Below are 18,147 nucleotides of genomic sequence, written 5' to 3'. Positions count from 1 at the left end.
TTTTTTATAATTGCTGAGGATTGTAGCAGTTTCACATGCATAAAAAACAAGCAGGCCCGGCAAAATGTACTGTTGTTGTAGGCGCGACACGGCTGGCGCCGGCGTTGTCAAGCGGGGCGCCGCGCATACACGCTATTGGCGCTTCGGCGCGCATGCGCACGCACGGGCGGCGCACCGATGTATAATGCGATCCGCTGCCCGCCTCACGGTGGGTGGCACACGCTAGGGGTCCTGCAAAGCGCTATCAATTGAGCGCTGCGCGGGTGAGAAATACCCTCCGAACCTGATCTGGATAATGCCAGCGAAGGGAAGCTCAGGATATCGCCGGCCGCCGTCAGGCCATCATCAGCGCCATCCCCACCTCCTTTGCTGGCTCCTGTAGCCAACCAAGGAGCCAAATTGAACGCCAATCCGAAATTCCTCTCCGCCACCGCCACGGTCGACCAGGCCGCCATCGCGCCGCTGCCCAATTCGCGCAAGGTGTACGTGCAGGGCAGCCGCCCCGACATCCGCGTGCCGATGCGCGAAATCACCCAGGCCGACACGCCCGCCTCGTTTGGTTTTGAAGCCAATCCGCCCGTCTATGTGTACGACACCTCCGGTCCCTACACCGACCCGGAAGCCGTGATCGACATCCGCTCCGGCCTGGCCGCCACTCCGCGCCTGCCATGGATCCTGGAACGGGGCGACACCGAGGAACTGGCCGGCCCCACCTCCGAATATGGCCAGGCGCGCCTGGCCGATCCGGCCCTGGCCGAGCTGCGCTTCAACCTGCACCGCCAGCCGCGCCGCGCCAAGGCTGGCAAGAACGTGACCCAGATGCACTACGCGCGCCAGGGCATCATCACGCCGGAAATGGAATTCGTCGCCATCCGCGAAAACCTGCGCCGCCAGGAGTACCTGGAGAACCTGAAAACCTCCGGCCCCATGGGCCAGCGCCTGGCCGACCTGATGGGCCGCCAGCATCCGGGCCAGGCCTACGGCGCCGCCATTCCGGCCGAAATCACGCCTGAATTCGTGCGCGACGAGATCGCCCGCGGCCGCGCCATCATCCCGGCCAACATCAACCACCCGGAAATCGAGCCGATGATCATCGGCCGCAATTTCCTCGTCAAGATCAACGCCAACATCGGCAATTCGGCCGTCACCTCGTCCATCGGCGAGGAAGTGGAGAAGATGACCTGGGCCATCCGCTGGGGCGGCGACAACGTGATGGACCTGTCGACCGGCAAGCATATCCACGAGACGCGCGAATGGATCATCCGTAACAGCCCGGTCCCCATCGGCACCGTGCCGATCTACCAGGCGCTGGAAAAGGTCAACGGCAAGGCCGAGGACCTGACCTGGGAAATCTTCCGCGACACCCTGATCGAACAGGCCGAGCAAGGCGTGGATTACTTCACCATCCACGCCGGCGTGCTGCTGCGCTACGTGCCGATGACGGCCAAGCGCCTGACGGGCATCGTCTCGCGCGGTGGTTCCATCATGGCCAAGTGGTGTCTGGCCCACCACAAGGAATCGTTCCTGTACACGCACTTCGAAGAGATCTGCGAAATCATGAAGGCCTACGACGTGTCGTTCTCGCTGGGAGATGGCCTGCGTCCCGGCTCCATCTACGACGCCAATGATGAAGCCCAATTGGGTGAACTGAAGACGCTGGGCGAACTGACCCAGATCGCCTGGAAGCACGACGTGCAGGTGATGATCGAAGGCCCCGGCCACGTGCCCATGCAGCTGATCAAGGAGAACATGGACCTGCAACTGGAGCAGTGCCACGAGGCGCCGTTCTACACCCTGGGCCCGTTGACCACCGACATCGCGCCCGGCTACGACCACATCACCTCCGGCATCGGCGCGGCGCAGATCGGCTGGTACGGCACGGCCATGCTGTGCTACGTAACGCCCAAGGAGCACCTGGGCCTGCCCGACAAGAACGACGTCAAGGACGGCATCATCACCTACAAGATCGCGGCCCACGCGGCCGACCTGGCCAAGGGCCATCCGGGCGCGCAGATCCGCGACAACGCGCTGTCCAAGGCCCGCTTCGAGTTCCGCTGGGACGACCAGTTCAACCTGGGCCTGGACCCGGACAAGGCGCGCGAATTCCACGACGAGACGCTGCCCAAGGATTCGGCCAAGGTGGCGCACTTCTGCTCCATGTGCGGCCCGCATTTCTGCTCGATGAAGATCACCCAGGAAGTGCGCGAGTTCGCGGCGGCCAACGGCGGCATCGACGACAAGGCGGCGCTGGAACAGGGCATGCAGACCAAGGCGATCGAGTTCGTCAAGAACGGCGCCGAGCTGTATCGCAAGCTGTGAGGCGGCCATGATCGCGATAGAACTGAACGGCGCGCCGCACAGCGTACCGGCCGGCCATACGGTGAACGACTTGATCGACGCCCTGTCGCTGACGGGCCAGGCGCTGGCGCTGGCCATCAACCGCACGGTGGTGCCGCGCCAGCAATGGCGCGAGCGCCAGCTGGCGGCCCAGGACAAGGTGGACATCGTGCGCGCCATCGGCGGCGGCTAACCACGGACGTTAAAGGAAAACAGAGATGCAAGAGCAAAACCAAGACCTGCTGACCATCGCGGGCAAGAGCTACAACTCGCGCCTGCTGGTGGGCAGCGGCAAATACAAGGACCTGGCGCAAACCAAGGAAGCGACCGACGCGGCCGGCGCCGAGATCATCACGGTGGCCATCCGCCGCGTCAACATCGGCCAGGATCCCAATACGCCCAGCCTGCTGGACGTGCTGCCACCGTCGCAGTACACCATCCTGCCCAACACGGCCGGCTGCTACACGGCCAAGGACGCCGTCTACACGCTGCAGATGGCGCGCGAACTGCTGGGCGGCCACAAGCTGGTCAAGCTGGAAGTGCTGGGCGATGAGAAGACCCTGTTCCCGCACATGCCGGAAACCCTGATCGCGGCCGAGGCGCTGGTGCGCGACGGCTTCGACGTGATGGTCTACTGCAGCGACGATCCGATCCAGGCCAAGCTGTTGGCCAGTATCGGCTGCGTGGCCGTGATGCCGCTGGCGTCGCTGATCGGCTCGGGCATGGGCATCCTCAATCCGTGGAATCTGTCGCTGATTATCGAGCAGGCCACCGTGCCGGTGCTGGTCGATGCCGGCGTGGGTACGGCGTCGGATGCCGCCATCGCCATGGAACTGGGCTGCGACGGCGTGTTGATGAACACCGCCATCGCCGGCGCCCAGGACCCGGTGCGCATGGCGCGCGCCATGCGGCTGGGGGTGCAGGCCGGGCGTGAAGCCTACCTGGCCGGCCGCATTCCGAAGCGCTTCGCCGCCTCGCCATCGTCGCCGATGGCTGGCCGGCTGGCATGACGGACCGCGCCGCCACCGGCATGCACGCGCCAGCCGGCGCCGGTTCGCCGGCGGCGGCGCCACCCGTGCGCCGTCCCGATGAACGGGCCGCCGTGCTGGTGCTGGCCGGCGTCGATCCGTCGGGCGGCGCCGGCATCGCGGCCGACCTGCAAGCCGTGGCCGGCCAGGGCGCGCATGCGCTGACCGTGGTCACGGCGCTGACGGCGCAGGACAACGATCGCGTCTACCACGTGCAGCCGGTTGACAGCGCCATGGTGCTGCGCCAGGCCGAGGTGCTGGCGGCGAAGATCGCCATCGCCGCCGTCAAGATCGGCATCACGGGCAGCGCCGCCAACGCACGCGCGATCGCCGGCCTGATCGCGCGCCTGCGCGTGCATCAGCCGGACTTGCCGGTGGTGCTGGACCCGGTGCTGGCCAGTGGCCACGGCGACCTGCTGTCGCGCGACGACGCGGCGCTGGCGCTGGCGCCACTGCTGCCGCTGGTGACCGTGCTGACGCCGAATGGCCCGGAGGCGCGCGCCTTGAGTGGCGAGGACACGCCGGCCGCGCAGGCCCGCGTGCTGCGCGAGCGGGGCTGCCAGCATGTGCTGATCACGGGTGGGCATGAGGACGGCGAGCAGGTGGTCAACCGCTGGTATGGCCCGGAACGCGAACAACAGTGGCGCTGGCCCCGTTTGCCGGGCGGTTTTCACGGCAGCGGCTGCACCCTGGCCTCATCCATCGCCGGCCTGCTGGCGCAGCAGGTACCGGTGGCGGTGGCGCTGGAACGGGCGCAGTTGTTCTGCCATCACGCGCTGGAAGCGTCCTACCCGATCGCCGCAGGCCAGCGTATTCCGCTGCGCTGAAAAGCGTGTTACGTCCCGAATTTTTTTTGAGAGAGCATGATGCAAGGACTTTATCTGGTCACCCCCAACTGGGACGATACGGAGCGGCTGCTGGCCGTGACGGAGCAGGCGCTGGGCGCCGGCGTGGCGCTGCTGCAGTACCGCCACAAGGATGCCGGTCCGGCGCTGCGCGCGGAGCAGGGCGCGGCCCTGCTGGCGCTGTGCCGCCGCCACGGCGTGCCGCTGATTATCAACGACCACCTGGACCTGTGCCGCGCGCTCGACGCGGACGGCATCCACGTGGGCGGCACCGACGCCACGCTGGCAGAGGTGCGCGCCGCGCTGGGGCCGGACAAGATCGTCGGCGCCTCCTGCTACGGCGACCTGCCGCGCGCCCAGGCGGCGCAGGCGGCCGGCGCCAGCTACGTGGCCTTCGGCGGCTTTTATCCGTCGCGTGTCAAGCAGTATGCGGTGACGACGGCGCCGTCCATCCTGGACCAGGCGCGCGCCGTGATCACCGTGCCCAGCGTCGTCATCGGCGGCATGACGCCCGAGAACGCGGCGCCGCTGGTGGCGCGCGGCACCAATATGGTGGCGGCCATCAGCAGCGTCTACCTGGCCGATGATCCGGCCGCCGCCGTGCACCGGTTCAGGGCCTTATTCTTGGCTCATTAACAACGGCATTGAAAACTGGTTGGCTATCCGTGGGCCGTTACGTCTTATAATTCAGGCGTTTACTTGACCACGGATCCGCCCTATGAACGTCTCCGCCAGCGCGAAGCGACTGATACTGATCGTCGATGACGACCAACTGCTGCTCGATTACCTGGGCGAGGTGCTGCGCCACGCCGGCTACGACACGCTGCAGGCTTCCTCGTCCGAGCAAGCCTTGCAACTGATCGCCCAGCGCGAACCGGACCTGGCCCTGCTCGACATCCACATGCCGGGCATGAATGGTTTGGAACTGGCCAAGCGGTTGCACGCCCAGACCTCGGTGCCGTTCATGTTCCTGTCCGGCCGCGGCGACGCCGACGCCGGCAAGCAGGCGGCGTCCTACGGCGCCGTCGGCTTCCTGGTCAAGCCGGTCGATGAAAAACACTTGATGCCGGCTTTCGCGGCCGGCCTGGCGCGGGCCGACGAGATCCGCCAGTTGCGCCGTACGGAGCTCAACCTGAACGCGGCGTTGGCGGCCGGACGCGAAACCAGCCTGGCCGTGGGCCTGTTGATGTGCAAGTTCCAGACCGACCGCAACACGGCCTTCGAAGTGCTGCGCGATCACGCCCGCTCCAGCCGGCGCAAGGTCAACGAAGTGGCCGACCAACTGCTGGCCGCCGAGGAAACCCTGAACAGCCTGCATGCCGCGTTCAGCAACCGTCTCAAAAAGTAAACGCCGGGGGCGCCGGTAAGCGACGTACGCTTGCCGGCCCCGTGTTTTGATGTACCATGCACACTGGCTTCAGCGGCCTCCCGTCGCTGAGCCGATACGCGGCCGGACCGTAACCCGCTCCCCGCCGTCTTGTTCGCGACCGCCCGTTCCCCGCGCCGCTATCCCCGTCCGGCCCAACTCCGCCGCATCGTTCCCGTTTCCTTCGTTGCCTCGCGCGCCCTTGCGCGCGCTCGTTGCGTAGCCGGAGCAGTCCTTTTTTCGCCGGAGAGATTTCATGACCGATAAGCCAATCAGCACCGCGCCAGCGCCGTTCTGTGTCAGCCAGCAGCAGTTGGATGAAGCGCGCGCCGCCCATGATGAGGCGCGCGGGTACGGCGCCGCACCGCGTGTATTGCATGTTGATAGCGACCATGACGCCGCCCTGGTGCTGGCCGCGCTGCTGGTGCCGGAAACCCAGGTCACCCACGCCGGCACGCTGGACGCCGCCGTGCGGGCCGTGCGCAGCGGGCGTTATGCGCTGGTGGTGCTGGACCCGGACCTGCCCGACGGTGACGGCGCCACCTTGCTGCACATCTTGTGCGAGCAGCCGCAGGCCACCCCGGTGCTGCTGTATTCGGGGCGCCAGCCGGAGCGCCTCGACCAGGGCATCCCCTTCCTTCACAAGCCGTGGACGTCGCCGCGCCAGCTGTGGCTGACCGTGTCGCGCCTGCTGGAAATGCCATCGCTGGCCACCGTCATCCAGCCTTCCTGCTGACGTTTCGTTCACGTTGGCGGTTTGTTATGATGGTGCACCGGCCAGGCCGGAGCGCCGACTAACGCCAACAAGGACAAACACATGAAAACCAAAGCAGCCGTTGCATGGCAGGCGGGCCAGCCGCTGACGATCGAGGAAGTGGAGCTGGGCGGCCCGCGCGAAGGCGAGGTGCTGGTCGAGATCAAGGCCACCGGCATCTGCCACACGGATTACTACACCCTGTCGGGCGCCGACCCGGAAGGCATCTTCCCCGCCATCCTGGGCCATGAGGGCGCTGGTGTGGTGGTGGACGTGGGACCGGGCGTGAAGAGCCTGAAAAAGGACGATCATGTCATTCCGCTCTACACGCCGGAATGCCGCCAGTGCAAATTCTGCCTGTCGCAAAAGACCAACCTGTGCCAGTCGATCCGTTCGACCCAGGGCCGCGGTCTGATGCCCGACGCCACCAGCCGTTTTTCGCTGGACGGCAAACCGATCTACCACTACATGGGCACCTCCACCTTCTCCAACTACATCGTGGTGCCGGAGATCGCACTGGCGAAAATCCGCTCGGACGCGCCGTTCGACAAGGTGTGCTACATCGGCTGCGGCGTGACCACCGGCGTGGGCGCGGTGCTGTTCACGGCCAAGGTGGAGGCGGGCGCCAACGTGGTGGTGTTCGGCCTGGGCGGCATCGGCCTGAACGTGATCCAGGCCGCGCGCATGGTGGGCGCGGACAAGATCATCGGGGTCGACCTGAACCCGGCCCGCGAGGACATGGCGCGCAAGTTCGGCATGACCCACTTCATCAACCCATCCCAGGTGGAGAACGTGGTGGACGCCATCATCCAGCTGACCGACGGCGGCGCCGACTACAGCTTCGAATGCATCGGCAACACGACCACCATGCGCCAGGCGCTCGAATGCTGCCACAAGGGTTGGGGCCAATCCATCATCATCGGCGTGGCGGCGGCAGGGCAGGAAATCTCGACCCGGCCATTCCAGCTGGTGACTGGGCGGGTGTGGAAGGGCTCCGCGTTCGGCGGCGCGCGCGGCCGCACCGACGTGCCGAAGATCGTCGACTGGTACATGGAAGGCAAACTCAATATCGACGACCTGATCACGCACCGGCTGCCGCTGGAGCGCATCAACGAAGGCTTCGACCTGATGAAGCGGGGCGAGTCGATCCGCTCGGTGGTGCTGTACTGACGTGACGGGCCGGCGCGCCACACCTGTGCCATGTGCTGGACTGTATAAAACCCCAGCACTGGCGCGCCGGCCCGGTATAATCACGGGATGCAAAATCTCCTCCACAACCTCAATCCCGAACAACTGGCCGCCGTCACGCTGCCACCCCAGAGTGCCCTGATCCTGGCCGGCGCCGGCTCCGGCAAGACGCGCGTGCTGACCACCCGCATCGCGTGGCTGATCCAGACCGGCCAGGTGTCGCCGGCCGGCATCCTGGCCGTGACCTTCACCAACAAGGCGGCCAAGGAAATGATGACGCGTTTGTCGGCCATGTTGCCGATCAATACGCGGGGAATGTGGATCGGGACGTTCCACGGCCTGTGCAACCGCCTGCTGCGCACCCACTACCGCGACGCGGCCCTGCCGCAAACGTTCCAGATTCTCGATACGCAGGACCAGCTGTCCGTCATCAAGCGGCTGCTGAAGGCGAACAACGTGGACGATGAGAAGTTCCCGCCCAAGGAACTGCAGTACTTCATCAACGGCGCCAAGGACCAGGGCCTGCGCGCCAACAAGATCGACCCCTACGGCCCGGACGAGCGCAAGAAGGTCGAGCTGTACCAGTTGTACGACGACCAGTGCCAGCGCGAAGGCGTGGTCGATTTCGCTGAACTGCTGCTGCGCACTTACGAGCTGTTGAGCCGTAACCAGCCCTTGCGCGAGCATTACCAGCAGCGCTTCAAGCACATTCTGGTGGACGAGTTCCAGGACACCAACAACCTGCAGTACAACTGGCTCAAGCTGATGGCCGGCCATGGCGGGCAAGTGGGCGGCGCGCTGTTCGCCGTGGGCGACGATGACCAGAGCATCTACGCCTTCCGGGGCGCCAATGTGGGCAACATGAGCGCGTTCGAGCGCGAGTTCAAGGTGCAGAACCTGATCAAGCTGGAACAGAACTACCGCTCGCACGGCCACATCCTGGACGCGGCCAATATGCTGATCGCCAATAACAGCAAGCGCCTGGGCAAGAACCTGCGCACGGACGCCGGCCACGGTGAGCCGGTGCGCGTGTATGAAGCCAGCTCCGATTTGGCGGAAGCCCAATGGATCATTGAGGAGTCAAAGAGTTTGATCGCAGACGGTGTGTCGCGCAGCGAGATCGCTGTGCTGTACCGCTCCAACGCGCAGTCGCGCGTGATCGAACATGCGCTGTTCTCGGCCGGCATGCCGTATCACGTATACGGCGGCTTGCGCTACTTCCAGCGCGCCGAGGTCAAGCACGCGATCGCCTACCTGCAGTTGATGGACAACCCGCACAACGATTCGGCTTTCCTGCGGGTGGTGAACTTCCCCACGCGCGGCATCGGCCTGCGCTCGATCGAGCAATTGCAGGCGGCGGCCGAGCAGCACAATATTTCGCTGTACGCGGCCGTGCCTTATGTGGCGGGCAAGGCCGGCACCTCGCTGGGCGGCTTCGTGCGCCTGGTCGAAGGTGCGCGCTTCGAGACGCAGCAGATGGCGCTGCCGGAACTGGTGCGCGTGACGCTGGAAATGAGCGGCCTGCTGGCCCACTACCAGACCGAGAAGGAAGGCGCCGACCGCATCGAAAACCTGGAGCAGATGGTCAGCGCCGCCACCCAGTTCGTGTCCGAGGAAGGCTACGGCCAGGGGGCGCCTGCGCACCTGGGACCGAAGGCGCAGGCACAGGCGGGCGATGCCATCGTCAACGCCGACGGTGTGGAGATCTACGATGCCGACGCGCCGCTGCCGACCGTGATGTCGCCGCTGTCGGCCTTCCTGTCGCATGCCTCGCTGGAGGCGGGCGACAACCAGGCCCAGGCCGGCCAGGACGCGTTGCAGATGATGACGGTGCATTCGGCCAAGGGCCTGGAGTTCGACAACGTATTTATCACGGGCCTGGAGGAGGGCCTGTTCCCGCACGAGAGCAGTTCGCGCGAAGATGGCGGCGTGGAGGAGGAACGGCGCCTGATGTACGTGGCCATCACGCGCGCGCGCAAGCGGCTCTACATGTGCTTCGCGCAGACCCGCATGCTGCACGGCCAGACCCGCTACAACATGAAGTCGCGCTTCTTCGACGAGCTGCCGGAGGAATCGCTCAAGTGGCTTTCGCCCAAGGTGCAGTCGCATTGGTCCGCCTCCAACAACCGCAAGTCGGCGTGGGACGACGTGGTGCCGCTGGTGGGCTCGGACAACGCCATCGCGCAGAAGATCGCGCAGAAGTCGGCCGGCGCCGGCTGGCGCATCGGTGAATCGGTCGCTCACGGCAAATTCGGCGAAGGCGTGATCGTCAACATCGAGGGCAGCGGCGGCAATGCGCGGGCCCAGATCAATTTCGGCAGCCACGGCATGAAGGTGCTGGACCTGAGCGTGGCCAAGCTGGAACGGCTGGGACGGTAGCGGAAAGAACGGCGGCGAACAAATGGGGACGTAACACAATTTGCAGTTTGAATTGTGTTACGTCCCCATTTGTTCGCGAGGCGCCGCCGTATTGGAATTATTCCTGCTCCGCCGGCGCCGGTTCCTGGGGCGCGGCCGGCAGGCCGAAGATCTGGCGGTAGCTGGCGTAGAACGAGCAGTGCAGCAGCACCGTCAGGATCACGGAAAGCGGCAGCAGCACCAGCAGGGCCACCTGGCTGCGGCCCATCAGCATGATCACCACTTCGCTCACCGTGGCGGTGATGGCGAACCAGCCCAGTGCGAACACGATGAAGGCCTTGAGCGCGCGCAGCACGGAGAAGAAGCTGAAGAAGATGGCTTTGCCGAGCGCCATTTTCTGCCAGTAGATCAGCGGCGCGGCGAAACAGAACGCCATCGCGGCCGGGATGTAGACGGCGCACGCGAGCAGCATGGCGCCGCCCAGGTTGGCTTCCTTCAGTTGGCGGGCCGTGTCGGCGTTCGCTTCGATTTGCCCCGTGATCAGCTGGAACAGCACGCCGCCGTCGGCCAGTGCCGAGGCGCCGAGCGCCAGCGCGGCCGCGCACAGGTACAGCACCCCCAATTTCAGCAGCGTGCCGACGGCCGGCTTGTGAAAGCCCGTCAGCAGCCGGGCCGGCACGATGCGCCGGCCCTGGTCGATGTCCAGGCAGGCTTGCATGAAGGCGACGGAAAACACGGGCACCAGCAGCACGGGCATGAACTGCCCCAGCAGCGGCACCACGCTGGCCAGCAGCGAGATGAACATGGAGCCCAGCAGCAGCGTCGACAGCGCGGCCGGCTGCCGGCGGAACAGGGCCAGGCCCTGTTTCACCCACAGCCAGCCGGTACTTGCGGGCAGATTGTTCATCAGTACAGGTCCGGCGCCGGGGTGGCGATGCGTTCGCGCAGGATGCGCTCGAAATGCGTGGGGTCGTGCGGGGTCAGCATTTCCGCTTCGCGCGGCTGGTGGAAGTCGTACAGGCGCGACAGCCAGAAGCGCAACGCGGCGGCGCGCAGCATGGGCTGCCAGGCCGACTGCTCGGCGGCCGTGAAGGGGCGCACGGCATGGTAGGCGTCCAGCATGGCGCGCACGCGGGCTTGATCCAGCACACCCGTATCGAGGTCGATGCACCAGTCGTTGACGGTGACGGCCACATCGAACAGCCAGGTGTCGCAACCGGCGAAATAAAAGTCGAAGAAGCCGGTCAGCCGTTCGCCGTCGAACATGACGTTGTTGCGGAACAGGTCGGCGTGCACGGGGCCTTGCTGCAGCTGGTTGTACGTGTCGCTGCAGGCGTACGCCTGCTGGAAGTGCATCTCGGCCCGCAGCAGATGGGCGTTGTCGTCGGACAGGTAAGGCAGCACCAGCGGCGTGGTGTCGTTCCACCATGCCAGGCCGCGCAAGTTCGGTTGCTGCAGCGGATAGTCCTGGCCGGCCAGGTGCATGCGCGCCAGCATGGCGCCGACGGCCGCGCAGTGCACCGGTTGCGGGTCCAGCTGCGAGCGGCCTTCCAGCTTGCTGACGATGGCGGCCGGCTTGCCGTGCAACTCGGCCAGCAGTTCGCCCGCGTTGGTGGCCACCGGGGCCGGCACCAGCACGCCGCGCGCGGCCAGGTGGTCCATCAGGCGCAGATAGAATGGCAACTGCTCGAACGACAGGTTCTCGAAGATGGTGAGCACATACTCGCCGCGCTCCGTGGTCAGGAAGAAGTTGCTGTTTTCAATGCCGGAGGCGATGCCTTTGAGGGCGAGCGCTTTGCCGAGGGGGAATTGCTGGATCCACTGGCCGATATCGTCCAGGGTGACCGGGGTAAAAACTGCCATGAGTGTCAGGGATGAGGTTCGAAGGGCGCGCCCCGTACAGGCCGGGGCGCGGCGGACTGGCCGTCTGGAAGTCGTTTCAAAAAGCCCATGGCGTCGTTGTGGCGCCTTGCCGTGCAAGCGCACTGTCTTCGGCGCCACGCCTAGCCACGGTCATTTTGAAACAACTTCCTACTGTTTGGCCGGTGGCGGTGGCGGCGGCACGCTGGTGTCGGCCGCTTCTTCTTCCGTGGTTTTCTTCTTTTTCTTGCCGAGGTCAAATTCCATCACGGTCCACTGGGGGCCGCGGTTGGCGCTGCCCACGGCGTCGCCCGGCAGCGCGCTGCCGACCGGGTTGTTGGGCTTGACCGTGTAGGTGCTCTTGCCACTCTTGACCTTGGCTTCGGTCACGCGCCCGCCTTCGCGCTTCTCGGTGATTTTCTTCTCGGCGGCGGCCGGCTTGGCGTTGACCGTGATCGGGTCGTCCGCCACTTCCTCGATTTTTTCGAGCTTGGGCGGGGTGCCGGCAGCGGGCGTCTGGGCACTGGCCACGCCCACCTGCGCGCACAGCGCCAGAAGGAGGACTTGCCAGAGAGTGGAGGTGCGCATCATGGTGGGGTCGCCTGTGAAAACGGGATGAATACAGTGTGAGAGCCCATTGTAACAAACAGACACGCTTAGCTGTTTCTAAAGCGTCGTTTCGGCGTCATTTCGGGACACGCGAAGGGCGCGCGGCTGTTGTTTCGTTGTCTTTGTGAAAACAATGCAATGAGGGCGATGGGGCCCGTAAAGTCTGCGATAATGCCTGTTTCGCCCGCGCGCGCGTTCCATTTTCCCGGCATTATGCATAAAACCCTGCTGTTAGTTGACGGTTCCAGTTACCTTTACCGCGCCTTCCACGCGCTGCCCGACCTGCGCAGCCCGGACGGCCACCCGACCGGCGCCATGCACGGCATGGTCAACATGCTGCGCCGCCTGCGCGCCGACTATCCGGCCGCCTATATCGCCTGCGTGTTCGACGCCAAGGGCAAGACCTTCCGCGACGACATGTACCCCGAATACAAGGCCACGCGCGCCTCGATGCCGGACGACCTGCGCTTGCAGATCGAACCGATCCACGAAGCCGTCAAGGCCATGGGCTGGCCGATCCTGATGGTGGAGGGGGTGGAGGCGGATGACGTGATCGGCACCCTGGCCGTGCAGGCGGCCCAGGCCGACATGGACGTGGTGGTGTCGACCGGCGACAAGGACCTGGCCCAGCTGGTCAACGAGCGCGTCATGCTGATCAACACCATGAGCAACGAGAAGCTGGACCAGGCCGGTGTGCTGGCCAAGTTCGGCGTGCCGCCCAACCGCATCATCGACTACCTGACCCTGATCGGCGACACGGTCGACAACGTGCCCGGCGTGCACAAGTGCGGCCCCAAGACGGCCCTCAAGTGGCTGACCCAATATGACAGCCTCGATGGCGTGATGGCCAACGCGGCCAGCGTGGGCGGCGCCGTGGGCGAGAACCTGCGCTCGGCGCTGGAATGGCTGCCGCGCGGGCGCCAGCTGATCACCGTGAAGACGGATTGCGACCTGTCGGGCCACATGAGCAGCATCACGGAATCGCTGGCGGCGCGCCCCGAGGACGTGGAATCCTTGCTGGCCTTCTTCACCAAGTACGGCTTCAAGACCTTGCAGCGCGAGCTGGGCGCGGCCAGCGGCAAGGCCGCGCCGGCCGCCGCCGCTGCCGCCGTGGTGGTGGCCGGTGGCGTCACGGAGGATCTGTTCGCGGAGCCGCCCGCCGAACTGCGCTACGACATGGTGACCACGGAGGCCCAGCTCGATCACTGGCTGGCCGTGATCGACGCCGCCGCGCTGACGGCCGTGGATACGGAAACCACGTCGCTGGAACCGATGACGGCCCAGCTGGTCGGCATTTCCCTGTCCGTGGAGCCGGGCGTGGCTTGCTACATCCCGGTGGCCCACACCTACGCCGGCGTGCCAGAACAGCTGTCGCGCGAGCATGTGCTGGCGCGCCTGAAGCCATGGCTGGAAAACGCGGACAAGCCCAAGGTGGGCCAGAACCTCAAGTACGACAGCCACATCTTCGCCAACCATGGCGTGCAACTGCGCGGCATCGTGCACGACACGCTGCTCGAATCGTATGTGTTCGAGTCGCACCGTCCGCACGACATGGACAACCTGGCGCTGCGCCACCTGAACGTGACCACCATTCCGTTCGTCGACGTGTGCGGCAAGGGCGCCAGCCAGATCACTTTCGACCAGGTGGAACTGGGCCGCGCCACGGCCTACGCGGCCGAGGATGCGGACATCACGCTGCGCCTGCACCAGTCCATGATCGCCAAGGTGGAAGGGGACGAGAAGCTGAACCACATCTACCGCGCCATCGAATTGCCGACGGCCGTGGTGCTGCAAAAGATCGAGCGCAATGGCGTGATGATCGATGCCGGCCTGCTGGCCACCCAGTCGGCTGAACTGGGCGCGCGCGTGGCGGAGCTGGAGCAGAAGGCGCATGAACTGGCCGAGCAGCCGTTCAACCTCGGTTCGCCCAAGCAGATCGGCGAGATCTTCTTTGAAAAACTCAAGCTGCCGGTGGTGAAAAAGACGCCGAGCGGCGCGCCTTCCACCGACGAGGAAGTGCTGCAAAAACTGGCCGAGGATTATCCGCTGCCGAAAGTGCTGCTGGAATTCCGCAGCCTGTCCAAGCTCAAGTCCACCTACACGGACAAGCTGCCCAAGATGATCAACGCCGCGACGGGCCGGGTGCACACCAACTACGCGCAGGCCGTGGCCGTGACGGGCAGGCTGGCGTCCAACGATCCCAACCTGCAGAACATCCCGATCCGCACCAAGGAAGGCCGCCGCATCCGCGAGGCGTTCGTGGCGCCGGCCGGCAGCCATATCGTGTCGGCCGACTATTCCCAGATCGAGCTGCGCATCATGGCCCACATCTCGGGCGACGAGAACATGCTGCGCGCTTTTGCCGACGGGGTGGACATCCACCGCGCCACGGCCGGCGAAATCTTCGGCGTGCCGGCCGACGAGGTGTCGAGCGAGCAGCGGCGCTACGCCAAGGTGATCAACTTCGGCCTGATCTACGGCATGAGCGCGTTCGGCCTGGCGTCCAACCTGGGTATCGAGCGGGGCGCGGCGCAAAGCTATATCGACCGCTATTTCGCCCGTTTCTCCGGCGTCAAGCAGTACATGGAAGATACGCGTGCGCAGGCCAAGGCGCGCGGCTACGTGGAGACGGTGTTCGGCCGCCGCCTGTGGCTGCCCGAGATCAATTCGCCCAACGGCCCGCGCCGCCAGGGCGCGGAACGGGCCGCCATCAACGCGCCCATGCAGGGCACAGCGGCCGACCTGATCAAGCTGGCCATGATCGCCGTGCAGGGCTGGCTGGAGCGCGACGGTCTGCAAACCAAAATGATCATGCAGGTGCACGATGAACTGGTGCTGGAAGTGCCGGACGCGGAACTGGCCCTGGTGCGCGAGCAGTTGCCGCGCCTGATGGCCGGTGTGGCCGCATTGAAGGTGCCGCTGACGGCCGAAGTGGGTGTCGGCAAGAATTGGGACGAGGCGCACTGACGCGCGGCTTCCCGGTAACGGTGTTGGCAATAGCGGGCGCTCACAAGGTGCCCGTGTGTGGAGACGTTAAACTATAAGAGGAGAGACATGAAAGATCTGGTACAAGATGCTGCAAGTCTGCTGTCGAAAACGTCGTTGTCGGATGGCGTAGGCCGTCGCGATTTCCTGAAAGTGGCGCTGGGCACGGGCTTCGCCGTGGCCGCCATGCCGGTGGTGGCGCAAAACGTCATCAAGACCGACACCGAGGGCCTGACGGCCGGCACGCTCCACCTGACCGTGAACGGGCAGACCGTGCCCGTCTACCGCGCCCAGCCCGAGGGCAAGACCAACCTGCCCGTGATCGTGGTGGTGTCTGAGATCTTCGGCGTGCACGAGCACATCGCCGACGTGGCGCGCCGCTTCGCCAAGCTCGGTTACCTGGCGCTGGCGCCGGAACTGTTCGTGCGCCAGGGCGATCCCAGCAAGGCGGCCACCATCGCCGACCTGCAGCGCGACATCATCGCCAAGACGCCGGACGCGCAGGTGCTGGGCGATATCGACGCCGTGTTCGCGTGGGCCAAGGCCAACGGCGGCAATCCGGACAAGATGGGCATCGCCGGCTTCTGCTGGGGCGGCCGCATCGCCTGGATGTACGCGGGCCACAACCCGCAACTGAAGGCGGCCGTGGCCTGGTATGGCCGGCTGGTGGGCGAGGCCAACGCCATGATGCCGACCTATCCGATCGACATCGCCCCCTCGCTCAAGGTACCCGTGCTGGGCCTGTACGGTTTGAAGGACACCGGCATCAGCCAGGATTCCATCGCCCGCATGAAGGAAGCGCTGAACCGGTCCGGCAACAAGTCCCAGTTCGTGGTGTACCCGAATTCGGGTCACGCCTTCCATGCGGACTACCGTCCCAGCTATGTGGAGGCGGACGCCAAGGACAGTTTCGCGCGCGCCATCGCGTGGTTGCGCGAGCATGGCGTGATGTAAGCGGGAGGCGCCATTTGGCGTGAATTGGGCAAATAAGCGGGCTGGGCGGTAAAATACCGTCCGGCCCGCGCCGCTTGCAGCCCTGCCGCCGCGCCCGGTCCCTGCCATAAGAGGTTCAAAATCGACTCGACACTCATCTCCATCCTGCTGGCCACCACGGTCGCCGGCGTCGTCAGCATCACGGCCGCCGCCATTTTTTCGTTCGCGCTGCTGTCCAAGGTGGTCGAGCGCATGGTCAGCCTGTCGGTCGGCATCATGTTGTCCACCTCCTTGCTGCACGCGTTGCCGGAAGCGTTCGAATCGCAGGCCGACGCGCGCAGCCTGTTCGCCACCCTGCTGGGCGGGTTGCTGGCCTTCTTCATGCTGGAAAAGCTGGCCATCCTGCGCCACTCGCACCACCACGAGGGCGACGGCCACCATCACCACCACGGCCACGACAAGCGCGAGGCGGGCAAGGCTGGCTGGATGATTCTGGTGGGGGACGGCATGCACAATTTCACGGACGGCATCCTGATCGCGGCCGCCTTCCTGGCCAATCCGGAGCTGGGGCTGGTGACGGGCCTGGCCATCATCGCGCACGAGATTCCGCAGGAGATCGGCGATTTCATCGTGCTGCTCAACGCCGGCTTCACGCGCACCCGCGCCTATGTGTACAACCTGCTGTGCAGCCTGATGGCGATCGCCGGCGGGGTGCTGGGCTACTACATGCTGGACCGCGCCAGCGGCATGATCCCGTATGTGCTGGTGTTCGCCTCGTCCGGCTTCATCTACATCGCCGTGAGCGACCTGATGCCGCAGATGCAGCGCCGCGCCACGTTGAGGGAGACGGTGCCGCAAGTGCTGCTGATCGCCTTAGGCGTGTGTATCGTGCTGTTCCTCACGCGCGGCCACTGACGGCCGCTGCCGCCCGCCCGGCCTGGCGCCGGCCGGGGCGGAACGAGGTCGTGTTCCTTACGCCTCGCCCTTGGCTACCGGCCGTGCCGGATCGGCGCACCATTCGCTCCACGAGCCCGGATACAGGGCCGCGCCGCTCAGGCCGGCCACTTCCAGGGCCAGCAGGTTGTGGCAGGCCGTCACGCCCGAGCCGCACTGCATGACGACATCCGACACCGTGTCGAACAACGGGCCGAATTCCCTGGTGAGCTGGGTGGCGTTCTTGAAGCGTCCGTTGCTGAGCAGGTTGTCCTTGAAGAAGCGGTTCTTGGCGCCTGGGATGTGGCCGCCCACCGGGTCCATCACTTCGTTCTCGCCGCGGAAGCGGTCCGGCGCGCGCGCGTCGATCACCTTGAGCATGCCGCCGGCCAGATTGCCCACCAGTTCGGCCGCCGTCACGGTTTTCGTCAGCGTGGGCTTTTCCATGATATGGCCGCGCGGGCGCGTGGCCACCGGCGTCACCAGCGGCAAGCCCTGCTCGTGCCATGCGGCCAGGCCGCCGTCGAGCACGGCCACGGCCGGGTGGCCGATCCAGCGCAGCAGCCACCACAGGCGGGCCGCGTACATGCCGCCATGGGCGTCATAGGCCACCACTTGCGACTGGTCGTTCACGCCCCACTGGCGCAGCTTCTCGATCAGGGCCGCCCGGTCGGGCAGGGGATGGCGGCCGTGGAACTTGCCGTCCGGGCCCACCTTGGGACCGGCCAGGTCGTGTTCCATGTCCGCGAACTGGGCGTTCTGGATGTGGCCGGCCGCGTAGGCGGCGCGGCCCGCTTCCAGGTCCATCAAATCGTGGCGGCAATCGATCACGATCCAGTCGGGATCGGTCAGGTGCCCGGCCAGGGTGGCGGCGTCTATCAAGGTCGTATGCATGGCTGCTCCTTAGAGGTCGTTTCAAAATGCCCGTGGCGTCGTTGTGACGCCTCGCCG

General features: G+C 65.6%; 16 protein-coding genes and 1 riboswitch. Of the genes, 12 read left to right on the top strand and 4 right to left on the bottom strand.

Annotation, left to right across the window (positions count from 1 at the left end):
- Positions 1-214 precede the first annotated feature (214 nt).
- Positions 215-327: riboswitch (TPP riboswitch) on the top strand.
- A gap of 72 nt (positions 328-399) precedes the next feature.
- From thiC to H3H39_RS15765, 9 genes are all read left to right on the top strand, one after another.
- Positions 400-2,319 (top strand): phosphomethylpyrimidine synthase ThiC, encoded by a 1,920-nt coding sequence (gene thiC / locus H3H39_RS15805; protein ID WP_182154347.1) that lies wholly within the window; start codon positions 400-402, stop codon positions 2,317-2,319.
- Positions 2,320-2,326: 7 nt separating this feature from the next.
- Complete coding sequence (thiS, locus tag H3H39_RS15800) at positions 2,327-2,530, top strand: sulfur carrier protein ThiS (RefSeq protein WP_182154346.1); 204 nt, start codon at positions 2,327-2,329, stop codon at positions 2,528-2,530.
- A gap of 25 nt (positions 2,531-2,555) precedes the next feature.
- Positions 2,556-3,347, top strand: a complete 792-nt coding sequence (locus tag H3H39_RS15795) for a thiazole synthase (protein ID WP_182154345.1) — start codon at positions 2,556-2,558, stop codon at positions 3,345-3,347.
- Entirely contained in the window at positions 3,344-4,192 is an 849-nt protein-coding gene (gene thiD / locus H3H39_RS15790; protein ID WP_229218068.1) for a bifunctional hydroxymethylpyrimidine kinase/phosphomethylpyrimidine kinase, read from the top strand. The genes H3H39_RS15795 and thiD overlap by 4 nt, the downstream gene beginning before the upstream one ends.
- 39 nt (positions 4,193-4,231) lie before the next feature.
- On the top strand, positions 4,232-4,846 hold the full coding sequence (gene thiE / locus H3H39_RS15785; RefSeq protein WP_182154458.1) for a thiamine phosphate synthase: 615 nt from the start codon (positions 4,232-4,234) through the stop codon (positions 4,844-4,846).
- Between the two features lie 82 nt (positions 4,847-4,928).
- On the top strand, positions 4,929-5,558 hold the full coding sequence (locus tag H3H39_RS15780) for an ANTAR domain-containing response regulator (RefSeq protein ID WP_182154344.1): 630 nt from the start codon (positions 4,929-4,931) through the stop codon (positions 5,556-5,558).
- Positions 5,559-5,832: 274 nt separating this feature from the next.
- On the top strand, positions 5,833-6,312 hold the full coding sequence (locus tag H3H39_RS15775) for a response regulator (RefSeq protein ID WP_182154343.1): 480 nt from the start codon (positions 5,833-5,835) through the stop codon (positions 6,310-6,312).
- A gap of 81 nt (positions 6,313-6,393) precedes the next feature.
- Positions 6,394-7,500, top strand: coding sequence for an S-(hydroxymethyl)glutathione dehydrogenase/class III alcohol dehydrogenase (locus tag H3H39_RS15770; RefSeq protein ID WP_182154342.1), 1,107 nt, complete (start codon positions 6,394-6,396; stop codon positions 7,498-7,500).
- A gap of 87 nt (positions 7,501-7,587) precedes the next feature.
- The gene (locus tag H3H39_RS15765) at positions 7,588-9,897 is read left to right on the top strand and encodes a UvrD-helicase domain-containing protein (protein ID WP_182154341.1); all 2,310 of its coding nucleotides are present in this window, start codon (positions 7,588-7,590) and stop codon (positions 9,895-9,897) included.
- A gap of 97 nt (positions 9,898-9,994) precedes the next feature.
- Here H3H39_RS15765 and H3H39_RS15760 read toward each other — a convergent pair whose 3' ends face one another.
- The 3 genes from H3H39_RS15760 to H3H39_RS15750 all read right to left on the bottom strand — a co-directional run bounded on the left by H3H39_RS15760 (position 9,995) and on the right by H3H39_RS15750 (position 12,327).
- Positions 9,995-10,783 (bottom strand): BPSS1780 family membrane protein, encoded by a 789-nt coding sequence (locus H3H39_RS15760; protein WP_182154340.1) that lies wholly within the window; start codon positions 10,781-10,783, stop codon positions 9,995-9,997.
- Positions 10,783-11,739 (bottom strand): homoserine kinase, encoded by a 957-nt coding sequence (locus tag H3H39_RS15755; RefSeq protein WP_182154339.1) that lies wholly within the window; start codon positions 11,737-11,739, stop codon positions 10,783-10,785. Before H3H39_RS15755 ends, H3H39_RS15760 begins: the two co-directional genes overlap by 1 nt.
- Before the next feature lie 168 nt (positions 11,740-11,907).
- The gene (locus tag H3H39_RS15750; RefSeq protein WP_182154338.1) at positions 11,908-12,327 is read right to left on the bottom strand and encodes a hypothetical protein; all 420 of its coding nucleotides are present in this window, start codon (positions 12,325-12,327) and stop codon (positions 11,908-11,910) included.
- A 231-nt stretch (positions 12,328-12,558) separates the two neighbouring features.
- Here H3H39_RS15750 and polA point away from each other — a divergent pair, with 231 nt between their 5' ends.
- From polA to H3H39_RS15735, 3 genes are all read left to right on the top strand, one after another.
- Positions 12,559-15,312 carry a DNA polymerase I gene (gene polA, locus H3H39_RS15745; protein ID WP_182154337.1) on the top strand — a complete coding sequence of 918 codons (2,754 nt, stop codon included), beginning with the start codon at positions 12,559-12,561 and terminating at the stop codon, positions 15,310-15,312.
- An 87-nt stretch (positions 15,313-15,399) separates the two neighbouring features.
- Positions 15,400-16,284, top strand: coding sequence for a dienelactone hydrolase family protein (locus tag H3H39_RS15740; RefSeq protein ID WP_182154336.1), 885 nt, complete (start codon positions 15,400-15,402; stop codon positions 16,282-16,284).
- A 144-nt stretch (positions 16,285-16,428) separates the two neighbouring features.
- Complete coding sequence (locus tag H3H39_RS15735) at positions 16,429-17,178, top strand: ZIP family metal transporter (RefSeq protein WP_182154457.1); 750 nt, start codon at positions 16,429-16,431, stop codon at positions 17,176-17,178.
- Between the two features lie 57 nt (positions 17,179-17,235).
- Here H3H39_RS15735 and H3H39_RS15730 read toward each other — a convergent pair whose 3' ends face one another.
- A complete protein-coding gene (locus tag H3H39_RS15730) occupies positions 17,236-18,090 on the bottom strand; it encodes a sulfurtransferase (protein ID WP_182154335.1) in 855 nt (284 codons plus the stop codon).
- Between the last annotated feature and the right edge of the window lie 57 nt (positions 18,091-18,147).

The sequence above is a fragment of the Rugamonas apoptosis genome, from assembly GCF_014042355.1.
In the GTDB taxonomy this organism is placed as follows: Bacteria; Pseudomonadota; Gammaproteobacteria; order Burkholderiales; family Burkholderiaceae_D; genus Rugamonas; species Rugamonas apoptosis.
Note: the sequence above shows the minus strand (reverse complement) of the source record. Positions and strands in the feature narration are given on the sequence as shown.